17 protein-coding genes and 1 tRNA gene are annotated in these 22,724 nt (G+C 62.5%); 8 read left to right on the top strand and 10 right to left on the bottom strand.

Annotated elements, in window-relative coordinates; genetic code table 11:
- Window positions 1–160 precede the first annotated feature (160 nt).
- The 5 genes from BLW55_RS17970 (at window position 161) to BLW55_RS17950 (ending at window position 7,599) form a co-directional block, all read left to right on the top strand.
- On the top strand, window positions 161–955 hold the full coding sequence (locus BLW55_RS17970) for an endonuclease III domain-containing protein (protein ID WP_244509129.1): 795 nt from the start codon (window positions 161–163) through the stop codon (window positions 953–955).
- Between the two features lie 19 nt (window positions 956–974).
- Window positions 975–1,802, top strand: a complete 828-nt coding sequence (locus BLW55_RS17965; RefSeq protein ID WP_244509128.1) for an ImuA family protein — start codon at window positions 975–977, stop codon at window positions 1,800–1,802.
- Window positions 1,759–3,279, top strand: a complete 1,521-nt coding sequence (locus BLW55_RS17960; RefSeq protein ID WP_244509127.1) for a Y-family DNA polymerase — start codon at window positions 1,759–1,761, stop codon at window positions 3,277–3,279. The genes BLW55_RS17965 and BLW55_RS17960 overlap by 44 nt, the downstream gene beginning before the upstream one ends.
- A 50-nt stretch (window positions 3,280–3,329) precedes the next feature.
- A complete protein-coding gene (locus tag BLW55_RS17955) occupies window positions 3,330–6,590 on the top strand; it encodes an error-prone DNA polymerase (protein ID WP_090330058.1) in 3,261 nt (1,086 codons plus the stop codon).
- Window positions 6,591–6,669: 79 nt separating this feature from the next.
- Complete coding sequence (locus BLW55_RS17950) at window positions 6,670–7,599, top strand: carbohydrate kinase family protein (protein ID WP_090329689.1); 930 nt, start codon at window positions 6,670–6,672, stop codon at window positions 7,597–7,599.
- Here the strand turns inward: BLW55_RS17950 and cysQ are convergent, their stop codons facing one another.
- The 4 genes from cysQ to BLW55_RS17930 form a co-directional block, all read right to left on the bottom strand.
- Entirely contained in the window at window positions 7,600–8,400 is an 801-nt protein-coding gene (gene cysQ / locus BLW55_RS17945) for a 3'(2'),5'-bisphosphate nucleotidase CysQ (protein WP_007009290.1), read from the bottom strand. It abuts the gene before it with no gap.
- Between the two features lie 45 nt (window positions 8,401–8,445).
- Window positions 8,446–10,365 carry a sulfate adenylyltransferase subunit CysN gene (gene cysN, locus BLW55_RS17940; RefSeq protein ID WP_090329688.1) on the bottom strand — a complete coding sequence of 640 codons (1,920 nt, stop codon included), beginning with the start codon at window positions 10,363–10,365 and terminating at the stop codon, window positions 8,446–8,448.
- 1 nt (window position 10,366) lies between these two features.
- Window positions 10,367–11,329, bottom strand: coding sequence for a sulfate adenylyltransferase subunit CysD (gene cysD / locus BLW55_RS17935; protein ID WP_090330057.1), 963 nt, complete (start codon window positions 11,327–11,329; stop codon window positions 10,367–10,369).
- A 173-nt stretch (window positions 11,330–11,502) separates the two neighbouring features.
- Window positions 11,503–12,621 (bottom strand): DegT/DnrJ/EryC1/StrS family aminotransferase, encoded by a 1,119-nt coding sequence (locus BLW55_RS17930; protein WP_090329687.1) that lies wholly within the window; start codon window positions 12,619–12,621, stop codon window positions 11,503–11,505.
- Between the two features lie 296 nt (window positions 12,622–12,917).
- Between BLW55_RS17930 and BLW55_RS17925 the strand changes: the two genes are divergently transcribed.
- The gene (locus tag BLW55_RS17925) at window positions 12,918–14,279 is read left to right on the top strand and encodes a phosphohexomutase domain-containing protein (protein ID WP_090329686.1); all 1,362 of its coding nucleotides are present in this window, start codon (window positions 12,918–12,920) and stop codon (window positions 14,277–14,279) included.
- A 105-nt stretch (window positions 14,280–14,384) separates the two neighbouring features.
- Here BLW55_RS17925 and BLW55_RS17920 read toward each other — a convergent pair.
- Window positions 14,385–14,459, bottom strand: a tRNA-Gln gene (locus tag BLW55_RS17920).
- 97 nt (window positions 14,460–14,556) lie between these two features.
- Window positions 14,557–15,657: a DUF2793 domain-containing protein gene (locus tag BLW55_RS17915; protein ID WP_090329685.1), complete on the bottom strand. Its 1,101-nt coding sequence runs from the start codon at window positions 15,655–15,657 to the stop codon at window positions 14,557–14,559.
- Window positions 15,658–15,999: 342 nt separating this feature from the next.
- Here BLW55_RS17915 and BLW55_RS17910 point away from each other — a divergent pair, with 342 nt between their 5' ends.
- Complete coding sequence (locus BLW55_RS17910; RefSeq protein ID WP_090329684.1) at window positions 16,000–17,406, top strand: mannose-1-phosphate guanylyltransferase/mannose-6-phosphate isomerase; 1,407 nt, start codon at window positions 16,000–16,002, stop codon at window positions 17,404–17,406.
- A gap of 2 nt (window positions 17,407–17,408) precedes the next feature.
- Here BLW55_RS17910 and BLW55_RS17905 read toward each other — a convergent pair whose 3' ends face one another.
- The 3 genes from BLW55_RS17905 to BLW55_RS17895 all read right to left on the bottom strand — a co-directional run bounded on the left by BLW55_RS17905 (window position 17,409) and on the right by BLW55_RS17895 (window position 20,326).
- Window positions 17,409–18,647 (bottom strand): O-antigen ligase family protein, encoded by a 1,239-nt coding sequence (locus BLW55_RS17905; RefSeq protein WP_244509124.1) that lies wholly within the window; start codon window positions 18,645–18,647, stop codon window positions 17,409–17,411.
- On the bottom strand, window positions 18,644–19,633 hold the full coding sequence (galE, locus tag BLW55_RS17900; protein ID WP_090329683.1) for a UDP-glucose 4-epimerase GalE: 990 nt from the start codon (window positions 19,631–19,633) through the stop codon (window positions 18,644–18,646). The genes BLW55_RS17905 and galE overlap by 4 nt, the downstream gene beginning before the upstream one ends.
- 87 nt (window positions 19,634–19,720) lie before the next feature.
- Entirely contained in the window at window positions 19,721–20,326 is a 606-nt protein-coding gene (locus tag BLW55_RS17895; protein ID WP_007009298.1) for a biotin transporter BioY, read from the bottom strand.
- Window positions 20,327–20,454: 128 nt separating this feature from the next.
- Between BLW55_RS17895 and BLW55_RS17890 the strand changes: the two genes are divergently transcribed.
- Window positions 20,455–21,360, top strand: a complete 906-nt coding sequence (locus BLW55_RS17890; RefSeq protein WP_090330055.1) for an MBL fold metallo-hydrolase — start codon at window positions 20,455–20,457, stop codon at window positions 21,358–21,360.
- A gap of 376 nt (window positions 21,361–21,736) precedes the next feature.
- Here BLW55_RS17890 and BLW55_RS17885 read toward each other — a convergent pair whose 3' ends face one another.
- On the bottom strand, window positions 21,737–22,456 hold the full coding sequence (locus BLW55_RS17885; RefSeq protein WP_090329682.1) for a DUF1499 domain-containing protein: 720 nt from the start codon (window positions 22,454–22,456) through the stop codon (window positions 21,737–21,739).
- Between the last annotated feature and the right edge of the window lie 268 nt (window positions 22,457–22,724).

Below are 22,724 nucleotides of genomic sequence, written 5' to 3'. Positions count from 1 at the left end.
TTCTGCACATGGTCCCGTCCGGGATCACGGAACGATTGATTTGTTCCTCTTTTGTTCTTATTATGCAGGAATGCAATACACCCTGCCCCTTATGCCATTCGACCGGATGGCAAGCCTCCACCGGCGCTTGCTGGCTGTCTTCGGACCGCCAGCGGAGTTCGTGCGTCTAGACCCGGTCAGCCAGATGGTTCTGGCGATGCTTAGCGCCAGAACGCGCAGCGAGGCGGCGTTGAATGTCTTTGCCAGGCTTGTCGAACATTTCGAAGTGGCAAAATTCAGGGGCTCCTGGACACGGCTGGCCGAGGCTTCTTTCCACGAAGTAGACCCGCTACTCGAAGGCATTACCCATCCGGAGCGCAAGGCTGTTGCCCTGCCCCGCGCCCTGCAGGAGATCGCCAGTCTGAGCGGCGGGCTCGATCTCGGCTTCCTGCATGGCTGGTCTGTCGATGACGCCTTGTCCTGGCTGGAGCGCATTTATGGTGTCGGCCCCAAGACCAGCACTGCCACGCTCAACATGAGCACATTGCGCAAGCGCGTTCTTGTCGTCGACACGGCGCATTGGCGCGCGGCGCGCTGTCTTGGCCTTGTGCCCGAACAGGCCTCGCCGGAACGCTCGGTCCGCCTTCTCAATCGCCAGCTTCCCGATCGCTGGGAGGCTTCCGACACCGAAGAACACCACATCCTGATGCAGGATCTCGGTCGGGCGTTTTGCGCCCGCAACCGCAATGCGTCTTGCCCTTTCGCAAATGTATGCGCCGGCAAGGCCGCGCATCGGCGCACGCGCCTTCTGGAAGAGTGGCTGCGCGATGCGCCGCCCGCAGAGGCCCTGCCGGGCGCAGGCGCGAAGATGAGTCAAATCAGTCCCTTGAAGGAAAACATTGCGATTTTGAATCAGGGCGCTGCAAGCGTGCCGCCGCCGGCGCAAGGGGCGCCGGCATCCGCCGCGTCCTGTTAGCGCGTTCCGGAGTTGCGTCATGAACCGTGCGTTCGAAATAGAGGCTTTACGCCGCCGCATCGCCCCTCAGGAAAGGCTCACGCCCAACACCCGCCCGGCGCTTGGGCTGGGCGCGGAGGCGCTTGACGCCGCCTTGCCCGCCCATGGCCTCAAGACCGGCGCGCTGCACGAAATCCTTCCGGAAAGCCATGGCGATTTCGCCGCCGGAACCGGCTTCGGCATCTGTTTTCTGGCGCGTCTTCTGCGCCAGCGTCCCGGCCCCATCCTCTTTGCCGTGCCCGCGCATCTGGCAAACAGCGAAGGCGCGCTCTACCCGCCGGGCCTCGTCGCCCTCGGCCTCGACCCGAACCGCCTGATCCGGATCGAAGCGCGCAAGCCCGTCGACATTCTGTGGGCGCTGGAGGAAGGGCTTTCCCATGCGCCAATTGCCGCCGTCGCCGGCATCCTGCCGGACAGCGCCCGCGCCTATGACTTCGCCGCCAGCCGCCGCCTTGCCCTGCGCGCCGCGCGCCATGGCGTCACCGCGCTCATCCTGCGCGGGCGGCAGGCTTCAAAAGAGAGCACAGCCGCCGAAACCCGCTGGTCCGTCGCATCGCTGCCCGCAGCGTCCGCCGGGTCGGGTGCACCGCGCTGGCGGCTGGCTCTCATCAAATCAAGGCAAGGGATGTCCCGCCATTTCTCAAGCGGCTGGGATGTCGAGTGGGATCATGACACGCTTTCTTTCCGTCTTCCTACCCCGCTGGCCGATAGAACGCCGGCATGGGCGACTAAAGGGTCAACCGCAGGAGCATCCGCATGGCCGCATGATGCGGGACGCGGCAACGCCGAATGGGCGGAAGCCTCATGAGGCCGAGCCGCTGGTGCTCGTCACCACCACGGACAATGGCCAGCGCATCACCGCGCTCAACTCGGCAGCCCAAGCGCTCGGCTTTTCGCCCGGCATGGCGCTGGCCGATGCGCGCGCCATCCACCCCGCCCTCAGGGTCGCCCATGCCGATCTTCCAGGCGACGAGCGCGCGCTCATCCGGCTGGCGCTCTGGTGCCAATGTTTCTCGCCGCTCACGCGGCCCGACTTTCCCGACGGGGTGAGCCTCGACATTGCCGGCTGCGCGCATCTTTTCGGCGGTGAGACCGCGCTCATGGAGATTCTGGCGGCAAAGCTCGACCGTTTCGGCCTCACCGCGCGGCTGGCGCTCGCGCCCACCATCGGTGGCGCGTGGGCGCTTGCCCGCCACGCATCCGATGCCCGCCTTGCCGTCGCCCGCCCCGCCCTTGTCGAACACATGGCGCCGCTGCCCGTCTGCGCCCTTCGGCTGGAGGAAAGCACGGTCAAGGCGCTTGAAAAGCTTGGCCTCAAACGCGTCGGCGATCTCATCGGCAAGCCGCGCGCGCCGCTGGCGTCGCGCTTCGGCCCGCTGGCGCTGCGCCGGCTGGATGAAGCGCTTGGCCATGAGGACGAAAGCTTTCGCCCGCTCAACCCGCCGCATCTTCATGCCGCGCAATGCCGTTTCGCCGAACCCATTGTCACACAGGAGGCAATCGGGATCGCCATCGACCGTCTTTCGCGCGACCTGTGCGCGATGCTTGAAAAGTCCGGCAAGGGCGCGCGGCGGGTGGAGCTTCGCCTGTTCCGTATCGATGGCTGGTTCGAGGCCCTGCCGCTCGCCACCAGCATCGCCACGCGCGATGCGGCGCATCTTGCCCGTCTTCTCGGCGAGCGGCTCGACCGCATCGAGGATCGCGCGGGTTTCGGCTTCGAGGCCGCCAGTCTCACCGCCTTTTCCGTGGAAACGCTTGCCGTGCGGCAGGAGGATCTGGGCGACGACGCCCTGACCACGCGCGATGGCGACATCGCCCCCCTTCTCGATCGGCTGGTCAACCGGTTCGGCGCGCGCAACGTCACCCGCGCCGAGCCCCATGCGAGCTTTCTGCCGGAGCGCGCCGCGCGCGCCGTCTCCGTGCTCAAACCGGCGCAAGGCCACGATTGGCAGGCGCATGCCCGCTGCATTCAGGATGGCGCGGGCTTTGCCCGCCCCCTCTTCCTCTTTGCCGTGCCGGAACCGGTCACCACCCTTGCCGGCGTGCCCGATGGCCCGCCCACCCGGTTCGAATGGCGGCGCGTGGCCCACCGGGTCACCCGCGCCGAAGGACCGGAACGCATCGCGCCCGAATGGTGGCGCGCGCCGCTTGGGGCCAGCCGCAAGACGCGCGATTATTTCCGCATTGAGGACGAGGCCGGCCGCCGCTTCTGGCTTTTTCGCGACGGGCTCTATGAACGCGATGAGGAAACGCCGCGCTGGTTCATCCATGGGGTTTTCGCATGAGCGCACAATCGCCAAACCCCATCCCTCTCGACAGCGGCTCAAAGGCCGACATGCCTGCAAAACAGCGCCCGGCGCCGCCGGTCCCGCCCTTTGCCGAGCTCGGCGTCACCAGCAATTACAGCTTTTTGCGCGGTGGGTCGCATCCGCGCGAGCTGGTTGAAGAAGCCGCCCGGCTTGGCCATGCGGCCATCGGCATCGCCGACCGCAACACGATGGCTGGCGTCGTGCGCGCGCATGTGGAAGCCAAGGCGCAGAAAATACGCCTCGTCGTCGGCACGCGGCTGGCCATGCGGGACGGTTTCGAGACGCTTTGCTTCCCGACCGACAAGCATGCCTATGGCCGGCTGACGCAGCTTTTGACCGATGGCAACCGCTACGCGCCGAAAGGCGAATGCCACCTTCATCTGGAGAACCTCGAAAAACTTGGCGCAGGCCAGCGCTTCATCGCCATGCCGGCTTATGATTTCGGCACCGGTTTCGAGGAAAACCTGCGCCGCCTCGCCGCTCTTTTTCCCGGCAATGTGTTTCTGGCGCTCACGCCCCATCGCCGGGCCAATGACGGCGCGCGCCAGCACCGCCTTGCCGCGCTCGCCGCCGCCTGCGGCACGCCGCTCATCGCCACCAATGACGTGCTCTACCACACACCGGCCCGCCGCCCCTTGCAGGATCTCCTCACCTGCATCCGCGCGCACTGCACCATCGACGAAGCCGGTTTCCGGCTGGAGCGCAATGCCGAGCGGCACCTGAAAGCGCCAGCGGAGATGGCCCGTCTGCTGCGCGGGCACGAAGACGCCATCGCCCGTTCCGTGGCGCTCATGGACGAATGCCGCTTCTCGCTCGATGAGCTGCGCTTCGACTATCCGAGGGAATCGAGCGGCGAGAGCGCCACCCCGCAGGAAGAGCTTGAGCGCCTCACCTGGCTTGGCGCAAAAGACCGTTTCAACGGCATGGTTCCACCGAAGGTCGCGGGCATGATTTCCCATGAGCTGAAGCTCATCGGCCAGCTTGGCTATGCCGCCTATTTCCTCACCGTGCACGACATTGTGCGGTTCGCCCGCGCGCAGGAGCCGCCCATCCTGTGCCAGGGGCGCGGCTCGGCGGCCAATTCGGTCGTCTGCTATTGCCTTGACGTCACCTCGGTCAATCCCACCGAGATCGATCTTCTGTTCGAGCGTTTCATCTCCGCCGAGCGCGGCGAGCCGCCGGACATCGATGTCGATTTCGAGCATGAGCGGCGCGAAGAGGTGATGCAGTATGTCTACGACAAATACGGCCGCCACCGCGCCGGGCTTGCCGCCACCGTCATTTCCTATCGCACGCGCAGCGCCGTGCGCGAGGCCGGCAAGGCCATGGGCCTCTCGCCCGATGTGGTGGCCGCCATGACCGGCCTCGTCTGGGGTCATTCAGAAAAAACGCCGGCCCGCGAGCAGGTGCGCGAAGCCGGGCTCGACCCCACCGATCCGCGGCTGCGCCAGACCCTGGTGCTCGTCAGCCAGTTGATTGGTTTTCCCCGCCACCTCTCGCAGCATGTGGGCGGGTTCGTGCTCACCCACTCGCCGCTCAGCGAGATCGTGCCCATCGCCAACGCCGCCATGAAGGACCGCACCGTGGTGGAATGGGACAAGGACGATCTCGACGCGCTCAATATCCTGAAGGTGGATGTGCTCTCGCTCGGCATGCTCACCTGCCTGCGCAAGAGTTTCGATCTTTTGCGCGACCACTATGGCCAAGAGCGCACGCTCGCCACCGTGCCCCGCGACGATGGCCCCACCTATACGATGATCCAGCGGGCCGACACGATCGGCGTTTTCCAGATCGAAAGCCGGGCGCAGATGTCCATGCTGCCGCGCCTGCGGCCGAAGAACTTTTACGATCTCGTCATCGAGATCGCCATTGTCCGTCCCGGCCCCATTCAGGGCGACATGGTGCATCCCTATCTGCGCCGCCGCAATGAGGAAGAGGATGTGGATTATCCCTCCGAGGCATTGCGTGCAGTGCTTCAGAAGACGCTTGGCGTGCCGCTCTTTCAGGAACAGGCGATGAAGATCGCCATCGTTGCCGCCGGCTTTTCGCCGGAAAAGGCCGACCGGCTGCGCCGCGCCATGGCTTCCTTCCGCCGCACCGGCACGATCGATCAATTCCGCGAGGATTTCATCAACGGCATGCTCGCCAATAACTACGAACCCGATTTTGCCGAGCGCTGTTTCAACCAGATGAAGGGTTTTAGCGATTATGGCTTTCCCGAGAGCCATTCGGCCAGTTTCGCGCTGCTTGCCTATGCCTCCTCCTGGCTCAAATGCCACTATCCGGATGTCTTTGCCTGCGCGCTTTTGAATTCGCAGCCCATGGGGTTTTACTCCGCCTCGTCCATCGTGCGCGATTTCCGCGATCATGGCGGCGAGACGCGCCCCGTCGACATCAACCGCAGCGACTGGGACCACATGCTGGAACCGGCCTCCAGGCCGGGTGCGATCCGCCATGCGCTGCGGCTTGGGCTGCGCCAGGTGGATGGCATCCGCGAGGCGGCGGCGCTGAAAATCATGGCCACGCGCGGCGCGGGCTTTGCCTCCGTGCGCGATCTCTATTTCCGTTCCGGCATCGATATGTTTTCGCTGCGCCGGCTGGCCGAGGCAGACGCCTTCCGTTCGCTCGGGCTCGACCGGCGCGCAGCCCTTTGGGAAGTGCGCGGCCTGAGCGGCCATCAGGGCGTGCGCGCGGCGGCGGAGGAACTGCCGCTCTTCGCCAGCAGCGGAAGCGCGAGCGAAACCCCGCTTCAGGCTGAGGAAAGCGTCGCGCTGCCGGACCTTCTTGCCGGCGAGCAGGTGGTTGAGGATTACGGCACGCTTGGCCTTTCGCTCAAGGCGCATCCCGTTTCCTTCGTGCGCCGTCTGCTGGACAGGCGCCGCGTCCTGAAAACCCGCGCCCTTGCCGAGACACCGGCGGACCGCTTCGTGCGCGTGTCGGGCCTTGTGCTGGTGCGCCAGCGCCCGGGCACCGCCAGCGGCGTCATCTTCATGACGCTGGAAGACGAGACCGGCATCGCCAACGTCATCGTCTGGCCGCGCGTCTTCCAGCGGTTCCGCCGCATCGTCTTCGGTGCGCGCATGGTGACGGTCGAGGGCATTCTGCAGAAGGAAAGCGATGTCATCCATGTGGTTGCACGGCGTCTCATCGACACGACGCCGGACCTGATGGCCGCCATGTCCGATCAGGGTGGCGAGACGCGGGATGAAAAGGCCGCCACCGCGCAAAATCTCTGGCGTCATCCGCGCGATGTGCGCGTTCTACCCAAGGGCCGCAACTTCCATTGATCAGGCCCCGCGCATCCTGCATTGCCAAGCTGCCCGCAGCCCGCTACTCCCGATGGGCAAAACGAACGGGAGGCTTTTCATGATCCTTTGTTGCGGCGAGGCGCTGATCGACATGCTGCCGCGCCAGACAGGCCAGGGCGAGGCTGCATTTGCGCCCTATACGGGCGGCGCAGTCTTCAACAGCGCCATCACCATTGCGCGCCTTGGCATTCCGTGCGGTTTCTTCACCGGCCTATCGGACGATCTTTTCGGACGGATGCTGCGGGAGAAGCTCGAGGAAAGCCATGTGGATCTCTCCCTTGCACAATTTTCGAGCCGTCCCACCACGCTCGCCTTCGTGACCCTCGCCGACGGCCAGGCCGAGTACAATTTCTACGACGAAGGTACAGCCGGGCGCATGGTCGAGCCATCCGATCTGCCGGCTGTCTCAGACAATGTCTCGGCCATGCTCTTCGGTGGCATCAGCCTCGTTTCGGACCCCTGCGGCTCGACCTATGAGGCGCTGATGGCGCGCGAGGCCAAAAACCGCGTCATCATGCTCGATCCAAACATTCGCCCCGCCTTCATCACCGATGCGGCCACCCACCGCGCGCGCATCGAGCGCATGGTGGCGAACGCCGACATTGTGAAGATTTCAGCCGACGATCTTGAATGGTTCGGAGAGATAGGCAGCACTGACGAAATTCTCACCCGCTGGCTGGAACGCGGCCCCAGCCTCGTCATCCTCACCGATGGCGGAAAAGGTGCAACAGCCTACACGAAATCGCAAAAGCAGTTCGTTCCGGCAACACCCGTCGAGGTGGTGGACACGGTCGGGGCCGGAGACACATTCAACGGTGCGCTTCTGGCGGCCCTTGAGACGGCAGGGCTTCTGACGAAGCAAAAGATCGCGGCGCTCGACGAGGCGCAGATTTCCAAGGCAATCGCCTTCGCCTCCCGCGCCGCCGCCGTCACCGTGTCGCGCGCGGGGGCCAATCCGCCATGGAAAAATGAGCTTCCAGTGGGTTGATCAACCCGCGCCCTCAGCCACGAAAGAGGGGCTCACAAAGGCTTCCAGCCCCTCCCCGCCCTTCGGTCCATAGGTGAGCGGCGCGCCATCGAGCGTGCGCGCCATGCCGCCTGCCGCACGCAGGATCGCATCGCCTGCCGCCGTGTCCCACTGCATGGTGCGGCCGAAACGCGGATAGAGGTCCGCATCGCCCCGCGCGATCATGCAGAATTTTAGCGACGAACCGATGGAAACCGTCTCGGCATCGGGATAACGGGCGATGAAGGTGCGCGTCTCGTCGGTGCAGTGCGAGCGACTGGCAAGAATGGCGGGCGGTGTCCGGCGCGGCCGCGCGCTGATCGTCCGCCGATCCTGCGGCTTTCCGGCCACCACCGGAATTTCAAATGCAGAGCCCGGCCGCGCTGAATAAAGTAGATCGCGTGCCGGCGCATAGACAACGCCTGCCACCGGCTCGCCATTGCGGATCAGGCCGATATTGACGGTGAAATCGGGACGCCGCGCGATGAATTCGCGCGTGCCGTCGAGCGGATCGACCAGAAGGAAGTTGCCGTCGCCGCAGGCCGGAATGACGCCGCCGGACGCGGCCTCTTCGGAGACGCAGGGCGTTCCAAGCCCCACATTGCGAAAACCGTCGAGGATCACCTTCTCCGCCGCGCGGTCGGCCGCGGTCACAGGCGTGTCGTCGGCCTTTTGCTCCACCTCGAAGCCCGCTTCATAGTGCTGCATGATTGCAGCGCCCGCCGCCAGCGCCAGTTCCTCAAACAGCGCCAGAAGTGCTGCGTCGTCCTTCATCATGCCCATGGGCCAGTCAGTCTTTCCACTCAAGTCATCGGCAACAGCCGCAGATCAGCAATAGCCGCGTTCCTTGAGCCAGGCCTCGACCTCGTCGACCAGCTCTTCCGGCGCGCGGGCCGTCGTCTCGATGTGGATATCAGCCCTTTCCGGCGTCTCATAGGGGGAATCGACACCTGTAAAGTTCTGGATCTCGCCATTGAGCGCCTTGGCGTAAAGCCCCTTCGGGTCGCGCCTTGCGCATTCCTCGAAGGGCGTGTCCACGAAAACCTCCACGAATTCGCCTTCGTTCATCAGCTCGCGCGCCATGCGCCGCTCGGCCCTGAAGGGCGAGATGAACGAGACGAGCACGATCAGCCCGGCATCGGCCATCAGCTTCGCCGTTTCGGCCACGCGGCGGATGTTTTCCACACGGTCCTCGTCGGTAAAGCCCAGATCCCGGTTCAGCCCGTGGCGAATGTTGTCGCCATCCAGAACATAGGTGTGGCGCCCGGCCGCGTGCAGCTTCTTTTCCAGCAGGCTGGCGATGGTGGATTTGCCGGAGCCGGAAAGCCCGGTGAACCACAGCACCGCCGGCTTCTGGTGCTTCAGCTCCGCGCGCGACTGGCGCGTCACGTCGAGCGCCTGCCAGTGGATGTTCGCCGCGCGCCGCAATGGCCGCTGGATCATGCCCGCCCCGACCGTCGCATTGGTCAGCCGGTCGATCAGGATGAAAGCGCCCGTGGTGCGGTTGTCGCTGAACGCGTCGAAGGCAATCGGCGCCTGAAGCGAGAAGTTGCACAACCCCACCTCATTCAGATCGAGACTGGTCGCCGCTTCCTGGGCGAAATTGTTGATGTTGCGGCGATGCTTCAGCTGGCTCACCGTGGCCGAGACCTCATCCGTCTCGGTGCGCAGAATGTAGGAGCGCCCCGGCAGGAGCGGCTTTTCATCGAACCACACCAGCGTGGCGGAAAACTGGTCCGCCACATGCGGTCGCGCCTGAGGCGTCACCAGCATGTTGCCGCGCGAAAGCTCCACCTCGTCTTCGAGCAGAAGCGTCACCGCCTGCCCTTCGGATGCGACCTCCAGATCGCCATCCTGCGTGACGATGCGGCGGATGCGCGTCTGCTTGCCGGATTTGGCGACCGACACCCGCTCGCCGACGCCGATCCGCCCCGAGGCAACCGTGCCGGAAAATCCGCGAAAATCAAGGTTTGGCCGCGAGACATACTGCACCGGAAAGCGGAACGGCTTTGCCTCCGCCTCGGCTTCGATGTCCACCGTTTCCAGATGCTCCAGAAGCGACGGCCCCTCATACCAGGGCGTCTTGCCCGACGAGCGGATGACATTGTCGCCATAGCGCGCCGACAGGGGGATCGGCTGGATCGTCTCGAAGCCCAGTTCCTCGGCGAATGCGCGATACTCCGCCGCGATACGGTCGAACACCGCCTCGTCGAAACCGACAAGGTCTATCTTGTTCACCGCAAGCACGATGTGACGAATGCCCAGAAGCGAGGCGATCATCGAGTGTCGGCGCGTCTGCGGCAGGATGCCCTGCCGCGCATCCACCAGCACGATGGCCACATCCGCCGTGGATGCGCCGGTCGCCATGTTGCGCGTGTACTGCTCGTGGCCCGGCGTGTCGGCCACGATGAATTTGCGGCGCGGCGTGGAGAAGAAGCGATAGGCCACATCGATGGTGATGCCCTGCTCGCGCTCGGCCTCCAGCCCGTCGACCAGCAGCGCGAAATCGATCTCGTCGCCGGCCGTGCCGTGCTTGCGGGAATCGTTTTCAAGCGCTGCCAGCTGGTCCTCGAAGATCAGCTTGGTGTCAAACAGGAGACGCCCGATCAGCGTCGATTTTCCGTCATCCACCGACCCGCAGGTCAGGAAGCGCAGAAGACCCTTGTTCTCCTGCCTGGCCACATAGTCGCGAATATCGACAAGAACATCGTCTTCTTCACGCAGAAGCGCTGTGTTGGCGGTCAACATATCAGAAATACCCCTCGCGCTTCTTCTTTTCCATGGAGCCTGCCTCATCGCGGTCGATCAGACGCCCCTGCCGTTCAGACGTGCGGGCCGTCAGCATCTCGCCGACGATTTCCTCAAGCGAGGCGGCGGTGGACGGGATCGCGCCCGTCAGCGGATAGCAGCCAAGCGTGCGGAAGCGCACCATGCGCTCCTCCACCTTCTCCCCCGGCTGAAGGCGCATCCGGTCGTCATCGACCATGATAGTCATGCCACCCCGGTCCACCACAGGCCGCCGTGCGGCGAAGTAGAGCGGGACGATAGGAATTTCTTCCTGCAAAATGTATTGCCAGATGTCCTGCTCGGTCCAGTTGGAGAGCGGGAAGACGCGGATCGATTCCCCCTGCGCCACGCGCGTGTTGTAGATCTTCCACATTTCCGGCCGCTGGTTCTTGGGGTCCCAGCCATGGCCGGCGGAACGGAAGGAGAAGATGCGCTCCTTGGCGCGGCTTTTCTCTTCGTCGCGCCGCGCACCGCCAAAGGCGGCGTCAAACCCGTATTTGTCGAGCGCCTGGCGCAGCGCCACTGTCTTCATCACATGGGTGTGGGTGTTGGAGCCGTGGTCGAACGGGTTGATGCCGTCGCGCACGCCCTCCTCGTTCACATGCACCAAAAGGTCAAAACCCTTTTCCCGCGCCATCCGGTCGCGAAATTCGATCATCTCGCGAAACTTCCAGGTGGTGTCCACATGCAGAAAGGGAAAGGGCGGCCTAGCCGGATAGAACGCCTTCATCGCCAAATGCATCAGCACGGACGAGTCCTTGCCGACAGAGTAGAGCATTACCGGCTTTGAAAAGGTCGCCGCTACTTCGCGGAAGATGTGGATCGCCTCGGCTTCCAGCCTGTCGAGATGGGTAAGGGCTGCCGGCATGTCTTCGCCTTCGCGTCTTTGTCGCTGCGGCCGGAGCCTTCGCGACTTCCGGATCATGCCTTTGAGGTACCATGCGGTTTTCGGCCCTCTCAAGGCGCGCACGCCCAACCTCACCCCGGTTTGCGAGGCACATTTTGCGTTGTTTCCGGCAAAGAGGAAAAGGCATTTCAGAATGCGAAAAAGGCCCGTTTTCACGAGCCTTTTTGAGGTTTCCGACGCTGCTTTTTCGCCTATTCGGCGACAGCGCTGCGAATGGTCTCGATCACGCGGTCCTGGTCGCTCTCAGCCAGATAGGGGTGCATTGGCAGGCACAGGATGCGGTGCGGCAGGCTCTCCGAGATGGCGAGACCGCCCGGCGCTTTCGCATGCATCTCATAGGCCTTCTGCAGGTGCAGCGGCTTTTCGTAATAGACAACCGAGGGAATGCCCGCCTCGCCAAGGCGCTTGCGCACCAGATCGCGCTTTTCGGTCTCGATGGCATATTGTGCCCAGGCCGAGCGATGCCCCTTCGGCGTCACTGCCACCTTCACCACATCGCCAAGGCCTTCGGCATAGCGTGCGGCAACCTTCTGGCGCGCTTCCATCTCGTCTTCGAGGATGGCCAGCTTCTCGATCAGGATCGCGGCCTGGATCGTGTCGAGGCGCGAATTCAGGCCCACGCGCACATTGTCATATTGGCTTTCGCCCTTGCCATGGAAGGCGATGGAGCGCAGCACATCGGCCAGCTCGTCATCGTCGGTGAACATCGCACCGCCATCCCCATAGCAGCCTAGCGGCTTTGCCGGGTAGAAGCTCGTCGACGCCACATGGCCGAACGCACCGCAGCGCTTGTTGTTGAGCGTGCCGCCGATGGACTGGGCGGCGTCCTCGATGATGCGCAGACCTTCGCGCGCGGCGATGCCTTCGATCGCGCCATAATCGGCAGCCAGTCCGAAGAGGTCCACCGGGATCACCGCCTTCGGCGTCAGCCGGCCTTCCGCCTTGATGTGGTCGATGGCAGCCGTCAGGCTCTTGGGATCCATATTGTAGGTGTCGGCATCGATTTCCACGAAGACCGGCTCTGCACCCGCGAGCGCCACGACTTCGGCCGTCGCCGCAAAGGTGAAGCTCGGGCAGAACACTGCGTCGCCCGGTCCGACGCCATAGGCCATCAGCGGCATGAGCAGGGCGTCGGTGCCATTGGCGCAGGCAATCGCGTGCTTGGTGCCGACATAGGCTGCGAGTTGTTCTTCGAAAGCGCCAACCTGCGGCCCTAAAATATAACGCCCCTCAGCCACGACCGTGTCGATTGCAGCTGCGAGCTTGTCCTTGATGCGCTCACGCTGAGCGCCGAGATCGATAAATTGCATTTATTGCCCAATCGGTTGCGGGTGATTCCGCGTTAGCCCCGTCCGTTGAATAGGGCCCTCTCGTGCGCTCTGCAACCAAAGGGCCTCTTCAAACTGATGCGCCAGCTGTTACACGAGGTGAACAAGCCCGCATGCAACCGTTTCAGCTCTTGTGTATTTGCGTAGCGTGCGCATTTGTCGCCGCAATTCTGTCTCTGTGTGCGATCACTCGACTCTAACAAAACTTCAATCAATCATTGCAATGCTAAACGATGACAGATCATTGTTCATCTTCGAGATTATTCAGGAAGGAAAGTATGGGCGCCCCCTTTAAAGCGTATGACGTTCGCGGCCGTATCCCCGCAGAAATCAATGTTCCCTTCGCCTATCGCTTTTCGCAGGCGCTCAAGCAAAGCCTCAATCCCGGCACGGTCGTTATCGGCCACGACATGCGCATGGACAGCCCGGCGCTGGCCGAAGCGCTCACCCAGGGCCTTCTCGACAACGGCGTCGATGTGCGCCCCGTTGGCCGCTGCGGCACGGAAGAGGTCTATTTCCACACCGCCGCCAGCGGCGCGGATGCCGGCCTCATGGTGACCGCCAGCCACAACCCGCCCGATTACAACGGCATCAAGATGGTGCTGAAAGGCGCGTCCGCCGCCACGCCGGACAATGCTTTCAACGCAATCGAAGAGATCATGCGTTCCGATGCAGTGCTTCAGCCGGTTGCCGATTATGCCGCGCGCGGCGCCCTGCACGATCTTTGCGACCGCGACGCCTATATCGAACGCCTTCTCAACGAAGTGGCCGGTCAGGACCTGAAACCGATGAAGATCGTCTGCCATGCCGGCAATGGCTGTGCGGGCCCGATCATCGACCTTCTGGGAAAGCACCTGCCCTTCACCTTCATCAAGATCGACCATGAGCCCGATCCGCGCCTTCCCAATGGCGTGCCCAACCCGCTGCTTCCGGAGAAGCGCGAGAAGGCCAGCAGGGCGGTGATTGAGCACGGCGCGGATCTCGCCATCGCCTGGGACGGAGATTTCGATCGCTGCTTCCTGTACGACCACAAGGGCCGTTTCGTGGAAGGCTATTATCTGGTCGGCATGATCGCCCAGTCCCTGCTCGCCAAGCATCCGGGCGGCACGATCCTCTACGACCCGCGCCTGACCTGGAACACGATCGACATGGTGAAAAGCGCCGGCGGCGTGGCAAAACCCTGCCGCACGGGCCATGCCTATTTCAAAAAGATGATGCGCGAGGAAAACGCCATCTATGGCGGCGAGATGAGCGCGCACCATTATTTCCGCGATTTCGCCTATTGCGATTCGGGCATGCTTGCATGGCTCAACGTCATTGCGGACCTTTCGGCCAGCGGCACCACGCTTGCCGAGCGCCTGGAAGAGCGCATTGCCGCCTATCCCTGCTCGGGCGAGATCAACTTCACCGTTTCGGATGCAGCCGAGGTGCAAAAACGCATTTCCGACCACTACATGCCAAAGAATCCTCAGATCGAGAATCAGGACGGCCTCGGCATGGTGTTCGACGACTGGCGCTTCAACCTGCGCGCCTCCAACACCGAACCCCTGCTCCGCCTCAACGTGGAAACCCGCGGCGACAAGGCGCTGTTGCAGGCGAAGGTGGACGAACTGCGGGGGATGATCGAGGGGGCTGGTTGATCGTACGCACCGTGCAAATCCGGCCGAAGCCCGCTGCTCACCCGGCGGGCTTTCCTTTTGGGTGATATCTCAATCGGCTTGCCCAGCCGTAGCTTTAGCGGAGGCTGGCTGGGGCGGCAGGATTCGAACCTGCGAATGACGGTACCAAAAACCGTTGCCTTACCACTTGGCGACGCCCCAAGACCGAGCGAAGCGGTGGATAGCAGAAGCGCCGCCCCACGACAAGCAGGCGTTTTGTGCCTTTCTGTGGAGCACGCGCTTCCCATTCCCGCACGTGTCAGGCCATCCACTCTCCCCAGAACCGCGTCACCGTCGCCGGCACATAGCCATCAAGACCGCCGAAGAACTGTGCAAGCTCCACCGTGTCGCCCGCTGTGAGGTTCGCCATCACGTGAAGGTGCAGCGCCGTCTCCGACCCGTCGACCGCGAGACTGGCCACATCGCCCTTCACCAGAGGCGCGCAGAGGTCGCCCGCACCATTCAGCACCAGCTTCGCCTTTATCAGGGTGGGAACGTTCGCACCGTTCTGCTTCCAGCCGATGGCCGCTCCGAAGCGATAGAGCCCGTCGGCCGGCGCGGTAAAGCGGTTCGTTCCCGTGTCGAAGGCGATCTGATCGTTGGCCAGCGTGTTGTTGATGGCCACAGTCTGCCAGGTGTCGGCAGCGACATACTGGTCGTAGTTGATGAAGCCCAGAAATTTGGGGTTCGACGGCAGCGTGATACGGCCGGAGTTCTCGTCCGCGCGAATCGCATCGTTGAAGGCGGAACCGTCTGCAGAGACCGCAAGCCGCCAGTCATCCGATCCGAAAAGCCCCATCGTCGCCCTGGTGACAAACCCGCTCTGCAGCAAGAGGCCGACATCGCCGGCAGGCGCCTCCTTGTTCATCGTGCAGAGCAGGCTTCCTGTTCCCCCTTCGGCCACATAGCGCGCCGTCCAGAGCGCCCGGTCGAGTTTTACGGAAAACGGGTTTGCCGCATCGGCGCTGGTTCCAAGCCCGAACAGGGCCGCGTTCTGGATCTCGGCCCCGCTTTCCGGCACGCCGTCGATTGGCTGCCAGATCGCCCCATCGAACACCGCAAGGCATGCCTCGTCCACGATCCAGGCGCGCCAGCCCGCAACCGGCGCAAGCTTTTCCCATGCGCCGTCGACGAAATAGGCGATCGCACCTTCCCAGCCGGTCCATTCACCGCTGGCTGCGGGGCCGACAATGTAACTGTCGCCATCGTCTGAAGTGACCGGCGGTGCCGCGAGGTCACGGTCGCGCACGGCAAGGTGCACCAGCGCGTCGAGCAACCGGATCGCTTCGTTGTGGGTCACGTGCTTTTGCGCCTGCGAGGGCATGATATAGGGCAGTTTGAGCTTTGCAGTCTGTTCCATGTCGGCCGTTCCTTGTGAAGGCACAAGTCTACGGGCGGTTGCGCCTACGGGGATAAACGCGTGCGTGCCCGTTCCGGCCTTCCCCCCGGCAAAGGGCGCAGCACGCCCGCCCTTTTGGCTGCTTTCACGGGTTGCGGCGGGGAAAAAGAGCCTGTCGGGGTAGCCCCCTCTCCCCATGGACGCACCAAATCCACGGATGGGCCTATTGCCTACACCCCGTGTCAACGTTTCCAATCTAATCTCGGGGCACTCTTCGTGAAGGCATTCTGAAACGCTGAAAAGTGTTTCGCCGCGTTCACGGTCAAGACAACGCATTTTGGACGATGATGGCGGGGTAGGCTCATGTTGGTACCGGTGATCATGGCGGGCGGAATGGGAACGCGGCTGTGGCCGGTTTCGCGCGAGCACTATCCCAAACAGTTCTGCGCGCTGGTTGGCGACACGACAATGCTGCAGCAGACGATCGGGCGTCTCGACGGCCTCGACTGTGCTCCCCCGCTTACCGTCTGCAATGAAGAACACCGTTTTCTGGCCGCCGAGCAGCTTCGACAGGCAGGCGTTGAGAATGCCCCGATTCTGCTCGAACCGGTGGGCCGCAACACGGCACCGGCGATCACGCTTGCCGCATTGCAGGCGATGGCACATGGAGCTGACCCGCTGCTTCTGGTAATGCCTGCCGACCATCTGATCCCGGATGTGCCCGCCTTCCACAGGGGGGTCGAAGAGGCAAAGACACTGGCACAGGAAGGCCGGCTGGTGACCTTTGGCATCGTGCCGACCGGTCCAGAGACCGGCTTCGGCTATATTCGCCGTGGCGAAAAGATCGGCGAGACGGGGTTTGCGGTTTCCGGTTTCGAGGAGAAACCAGATCTGGCCACCGCAAAATCCTATCTCAAGGATGGCGGATACGACTGGAACAGCGGCATGTTCGTGTTTCGCGCCAGCGTGTATCTGGACGCCATGCAGACGCATGCCCCGGCAATACTGGATGCGTGCAGGGCGGCGATGGCGGGCGTTGAAAGCGACGCCTATTTCCTGCGGCCCGAACGCACGGCCTTTGAAGCCTGTCCGTCCGACTCCATCGACTATGCCGTGATGGAGAAGACCGACCGGGCTGCCGTCGTACCGCTCAATGCGGGCTGGAACGACATCGGGTCATGGTCGGCCATATGGGAAGCGCAGGACAAGGATGCCGACGGAAACGCGCTGACAGGCGACGTGTTGCAGGTTGCCTCGAAAAACTCCATCGTCTCCGCCCAGAAGCGCCTCGTCGCCATTGTCGGCGTGGAGGAGCTGGTCGTGGTCGAGACGGCGGACGCGGTCCTCGTCGCCAGCCGCGACGCGGTACAGAACGTCAAAGAGATCGTCACGCAGCTCAGGTCGGCCAAGCGCACCGAACACATGGACCACCGCCGGGTTTACCGCCCATGGGGCGACTACGATTCCATTGATTTCGGTAACCGCTATCAGGTCAAGCGCATTACCGTGAAGCCGGGCGCAAAGCTCTCCGTGCAGAAGCATCACCATCGTTCCGAACACTGGGTGGTCGTACGCGGCACCGCGCAGGTCCTGAAGGGTGAAGAAACAATCACGCTGACCGAGAACCAGTCGACCTATATCCCGCTTGGCGAGATCCACGCGCTTGAAAACCCTGGCAAAATCCCGCTCGAACTGATCGAGGTGCAGTCGGGATCGTATCTAGGCGAGGACGACATCATTCGACTGGAGGACCGATACGGCCGCGTTTGACGTTACCGAAAGGGTGCCGGTGCTTCGGCGTCGGCCAGGCGCGACGTGCCCCGCGCGAGAAAGAGCCCGATGATCAGGAAGATCATGAAAACCGTGTCGAGGATGTCGTGCCCGAAGATGAGGTTGACGGTTCCACCGCCGGCGTAGACGGCTGCCAGTATCAAGAGCACCACACCTCCCAGACGCTCCAGTCGATCCTCGGCTTTCGCCAGACTGCGCACGGCGATGACGGTTATCAGCGCAAACATGGCAATGATGGCAAGACCGGCAACGATCCCGCCTTCCACGAGGATGGTCAGGAAGCCATTGTGGAAATGCGTGAACCCCACCTGAATACCGAAATTCTGCTCCACGCCCTCTCTGATCAGGGTGGAAACGTTCTGCATTCCATGGCCGAAGAGCGGGTCCTCGGCAACGAGCTGCAAGCCGATTTTCCAGACGGCCACACGAAGCCCGAGGGAAGAGTTGTAATCTCCTCCCTCCGTAAGCTTGTCCATATTCTGCCAGAGGGCCTCGAAGCGGTTTACGATCAAGCCGGATGTCAGTACGGCGACCACGATCGCAGTGCCGAGTAGAGCTAGCACACGTCCACGAAACAGAGGCAGAACGCGGCTGCGGAACACGAAAAGCTGTGCCAGTGTGAGAACGGTCATCACTCCCCAGACTGAGCGTGACCCTGACAGCATCACTGCACCGAAAGCTGCTGCAAAGGCAGCAAGCAGAATCAATGACCGCCTAGTTTCAAGAATGAGAGCGCCTGCGAGGCACATCAACCCCGCCAGACAGATCACATCTGCAAAGACCAGCGCATTGCCAGCTCCACCTTCAGCACGCATTCCCAGAAATTTGTACTGCACGAGCGCGAGGGCAAGCCCCCCAAAACTTGCTATAACGGCACCTGCAAGCGCAGCATACGCGACCTCTTCCCTGTCAGCTATTGTCCAAACTGAGTAGGAAAAGGGAAACAGCAGGAATGCGACAAGCGGTAGAAGCTTGTAAGCCATTTCCAGCGACGGCTCGTTCACGAGGAACGAAACGACGTTGGCCAGCACATAGACCAGCATGAGCAGCGCGACCCATCGCATCGCGGTATCGGGGCTCAGCCGCCGCCTGCCGGAAAGAACCTCAAACACACACCAGAACGCACCGCCGTGCCAGACCACGCTGGTGGCTGACCCGACAATGGGCGGCATGGAAAAAATGACGAGGGTGAACAGCCTATTGACGGCCCGATAATTCATTGTCTGTTCCGTCTGGTGAGCTTCGTTTCCCAGTTCAGTGCATGGGTCACGATCGTTTTGAGGTCGTCGTAGCGCGGCTGCCATGCCAGTTCCCGGCGGCAGCGTTCCGCCTCCGCGACGATCGCCACCGCATCGCCCGGCCTGCGACCGGTGGTGCGCACGTCGAAGTCAGTCTGCGCCACGTCCTTCACGGCATTTATAACCTCAAGCACCGAGTAGCCCTTGCCATAACCGCAGTTCGCCACGAGGCTGCCCTTGCCTTCCCGCATGCGCAGAAGCGCAAGATAGTGCGCGTTCACCAGGTCGGACACGTGAATGTAGTCTCGAATGCAGGTTCCGTCCGGCGTGTCGTAGTCGGTGCCGAACACGTCCATATGATCGCGCTTGCCCGTTGCGGTTTCGCACGCGACCTTGATCAGGTGCGTGGCGCCTTTGGTCGACTGCCCGGTTCGAAGTTCCGGGTCCGCACCGGAGACGTTGAAGTAGCGCAGCGCCGTATAGGCGAAGTCATGCGCCGCAGCACAGTCGCGCAGCATCAGTTCCGTCATCATCTTCGACGTCCCGTAGGGAGATTCAGGCCGCAGTTCCGTATCCTCACCAACCGGGAAACTGGCCGGACTGCCATAAACGGCTGCCGTGGACGAAAAGATGAAGTGACGCACGCCACAGCGCACCGCGCTTGCGATCAGGCTCTGCGATTTCACCGTGTTGTTCAGATAATAGCCCAGCGGATCGGACACCGATTCGGGCACGATGATCGATCCCGCAAAATGAACGATGGCGTCTACACCGTGTTTGCGGATGATATCATCCACCAGTGCCTCATCAGCAATATCGCCAACAACGAGCGTTGCTGCATCCGCGACAGCCCAGTCAAAGCCGGTGCTGAGACGATCCAGAACCACCACCTCTTCGCCGTGGTCCAGCAGTTCCAAAACCATATGGCTGCCGATGTAACCGGCACCGCCGGTGACCAGAACACTCATCGCAGTCCCCTCAATAAAAAAATCGGGCCAGATACCCCCATCCGGCCCGATCTGCATTCCGCTTTAAATCGGCAATTCCATGGCGGGTCAGCGCCCGGAGACGCCCAGTCCCCGCAGCAATGCCCACGCCGCCGGCATGAAGCATGCAGCCAGAGCGACTTTGATCAGGTCGGGCAGGATAAACGGCGCAACGCCGAACTGCCAGGCCTTGTCCGCACCGATCAATCCGGCGAGCCAGGCAAATCCAAGTGCCATCATGACCATTTCCGCGAACAGCATGGCACCACCAAGCTTCAGCGGGCTGCGGTCCCATCCACGGTCAGCGGCCCAGCCTGCCATTGCAGCCATCGCCACGAAGCCAAGCAGATAACCGCCCGTCGGTCCCATCATATAGGCAAAGCCAATTCCCTTTTCGGGCGTACCCTGAAACACCGGAAGGCCCATGGCGCCTTCGGCCATGTACAGGAGAAGTGTCGCAACACCGAGGCGCATGCCGAAGGTCGCACCGATCACGAGCACGGCCAGCGTCTGAAGAGAAAGGTCGACCGGTCCGAGAACGACGCGTGTCTTCGCCGAAAGGGCGAGAATCACGGTCGCGCCGATGGCAAGGAAAAGCTGCGTCGCCAGACGCTGGGTAGCGTTACGCGGAAGCGTCTGCGAAACGAGGGATTTTGAGGCGATAGCGAGCGACATGGCTCCTCCGTTCAGGCTCTTTGCGAAATAGTGCGCGTTTCTTCTCCTATAAGCGCTTCCATGATATGCGGCAACCTGAATGCGGCTTCGTGCCGTTCGGTGCTCTTTATTTTCCGGACAATCTGCCAATGGCCCTCGAATTTGAAACGTGTTTCGATCCCGCCTATGGCGACGCGATCAAGGTCGCACCGGATGTTCTACGTCTCACGGTCAACAATCCGAGCGCCTTCACCTTCCACGGCACCAACAGCTACATCGTCGGCAGGTCCGCCCTCGCCGTCATCGATCCCGGCCCGGAAGACGAAGCCCATCTGCGGGCACTCCTCAAGGCCATTGACGGACGGCCGGTAAGCCACATCTTCGTCAGCCACACGCACCGGGACCATTCGCCGCTCGCCACACATCTGGCGCGCGAAACCGGGGCGCTGGTCTGCGCAGAAGGCCCGCACCGCGCCGCCAGGCCTTTGAGAATCGGCGAGACCAATCCCCTTGATGCAAGCGCGGATATGGATTTCGTGCCAGACCGGGCGCTCGCCGATGATGAGCTGATCGAGGGCGACGGCTGGGCCATCCGGGCCATCCACACCCCCGGTCATGCCGCCAACCACGCTACCTTTGCGCTTGAGAATACGGGCATCCTATTCTCCGCAGACCATGTGATGGCGTGGGCGACCTCCATCGTTGCTCCGCCCGACGGCGCCATGCCGGATTACATGGCCTCGCTCGACCGCCTGCTGGCGCGCGACGACACGGTGTTCTTTCCCGGCCACGGCGGCAGGGTGAAAAGCCCGCAGCGTTTCATGCGTGGCCTGAAAGCCCACCGCAAAATGCGCGAACGCGCCATACTCGACCGCGTCACGCGTGGCGACCGCACAATTCCCGAGATGGTCAGCTCCATCTATCGGGATACGGATCCCAGGCTGCACGGGGCAGCGGCCCTTTCGGTTCTCGCCCATCTGGAAGATCTCGTCGCGCGCGGGGCCGTGACAACCGAGACAGAACCGTCCATCGATGCGGTCTACCTGCCTGGCTGAGCCTGGAGCATCGGAATAATCCGAAAAGTGGAAACCGATTTTCGGATTATTCCGATGCTCCATCAATAGTTTAGATCGTCCTTTGTGCGTCCGGAGGGACGCACGGCAATCTAGGGTCAGGCCCCATTAATATGGCCGCAATGGTCGGCCTGATTTGTGTGGATACGCGAAGCAAGACCACAGGAAGACTTCATGTCTTTCAAGGTCTTGCGACAAAGTAGGCCGTGCAAATCAGGCCGATCCGAAGGACGTTCGATAGACTGGCGAGCTGCCGCGTCAAACCCCTTGACCGGGGGAAGGACCCCGCCGTGCAGGCTTTTCCTTGCATCTCTTGGTCTATCGATCGCCATTGCGGCCATATTAATGGGTCCTGACCCTAGACTGCTGCCAGCAGGGCCATTCTTTCATCGAGTTCTTTGAGAAATCGCTGAATGCGGGCGGCATTTTCTCCCAGATCGTGGCGCGCATAGCGCGAGACGGACCGCATGTCGACGAAAGTTGCGGCCTGGTCGTCCTCTATGCGGATCGCCACATCAGCAGGGAACCCAAGAATGAAGGAATGGGCTACGCCTTCCAGTGTGATGCTGCCGCCGGCGAGTTGTTCACCTTCCGGGCCCCTGGGTTGCCAGCCCTTGTCCTGCATCATCGAACGCACCACTTCGAGAACCTTGTCCGCCGTGTGCTCATAGCGCCGTCCGGCGACTTCGGGATACCCCTCTTCCTGCAACGCGCGGTCTTCGGGAGAGATGCCCTTGACCGGGTTCATGGCACCGTTGCGCGCGACCGAAGCCAACGGCATTTGCGGAGGGTGCTCGAGGTCAGTGGAGATGTCGATCAGCCTTGGGTGCTCGAACACGCGAACGCCCGATATCCCGTATGGGGTGAGCACGATGGCGGCAATCAGCACTCCGGTGCCCGCAATCGACGCGCCGGATGATCCATGTTCCCAAACCTGAACCAGGGCAATCACACCGAGCGCGAAACCGGCAAGGGCGAGAACGCCGCTCAATCCCAGCAGCCAGAAAAAGGGGACCGTTTCCACCAGTCCGAACCGGTGCCCCGCGCCCGACACAGCAAGAAGGACCGCCGCGAACACTGCAAACCTGCGGCTCCAGGGAGCGGCGGGAGCGCGTTGCGGTACCAAAGTTGCCTTCATGTAACGGACCAAGCATGTTTTGCTGCTGAAGATAGGTCTCTCTTAAACCAATGCCCGCCTGCGGGAAATGCGGTTTCCGTATATTCCTTGAAGATTCAGTCCCTTGTGTCTTTTGGTTGCGGAACTGATTCACCTTTCAGGAACCGCATTGCGCCATGCGGCGTTCTTCTCTCTAAAGCGTTTCCTTTGCTCGACATAACACGCCACA

This window comes from Nitratireductor aquibiodomus (assembly GCF_900105565.1).
In the GTDB taxonomy this organism is placed as follows: domain Bacteria; phylum Pseudomonadota; class Alphaproteobacteria; order Rhizobiales; family Rhizobiaceae; genus Nitratireductor; species Nitratireductor aquibiodomus.
This window is presented reverse-complemented; position numbering and strand designations above follow the sequence as displayed.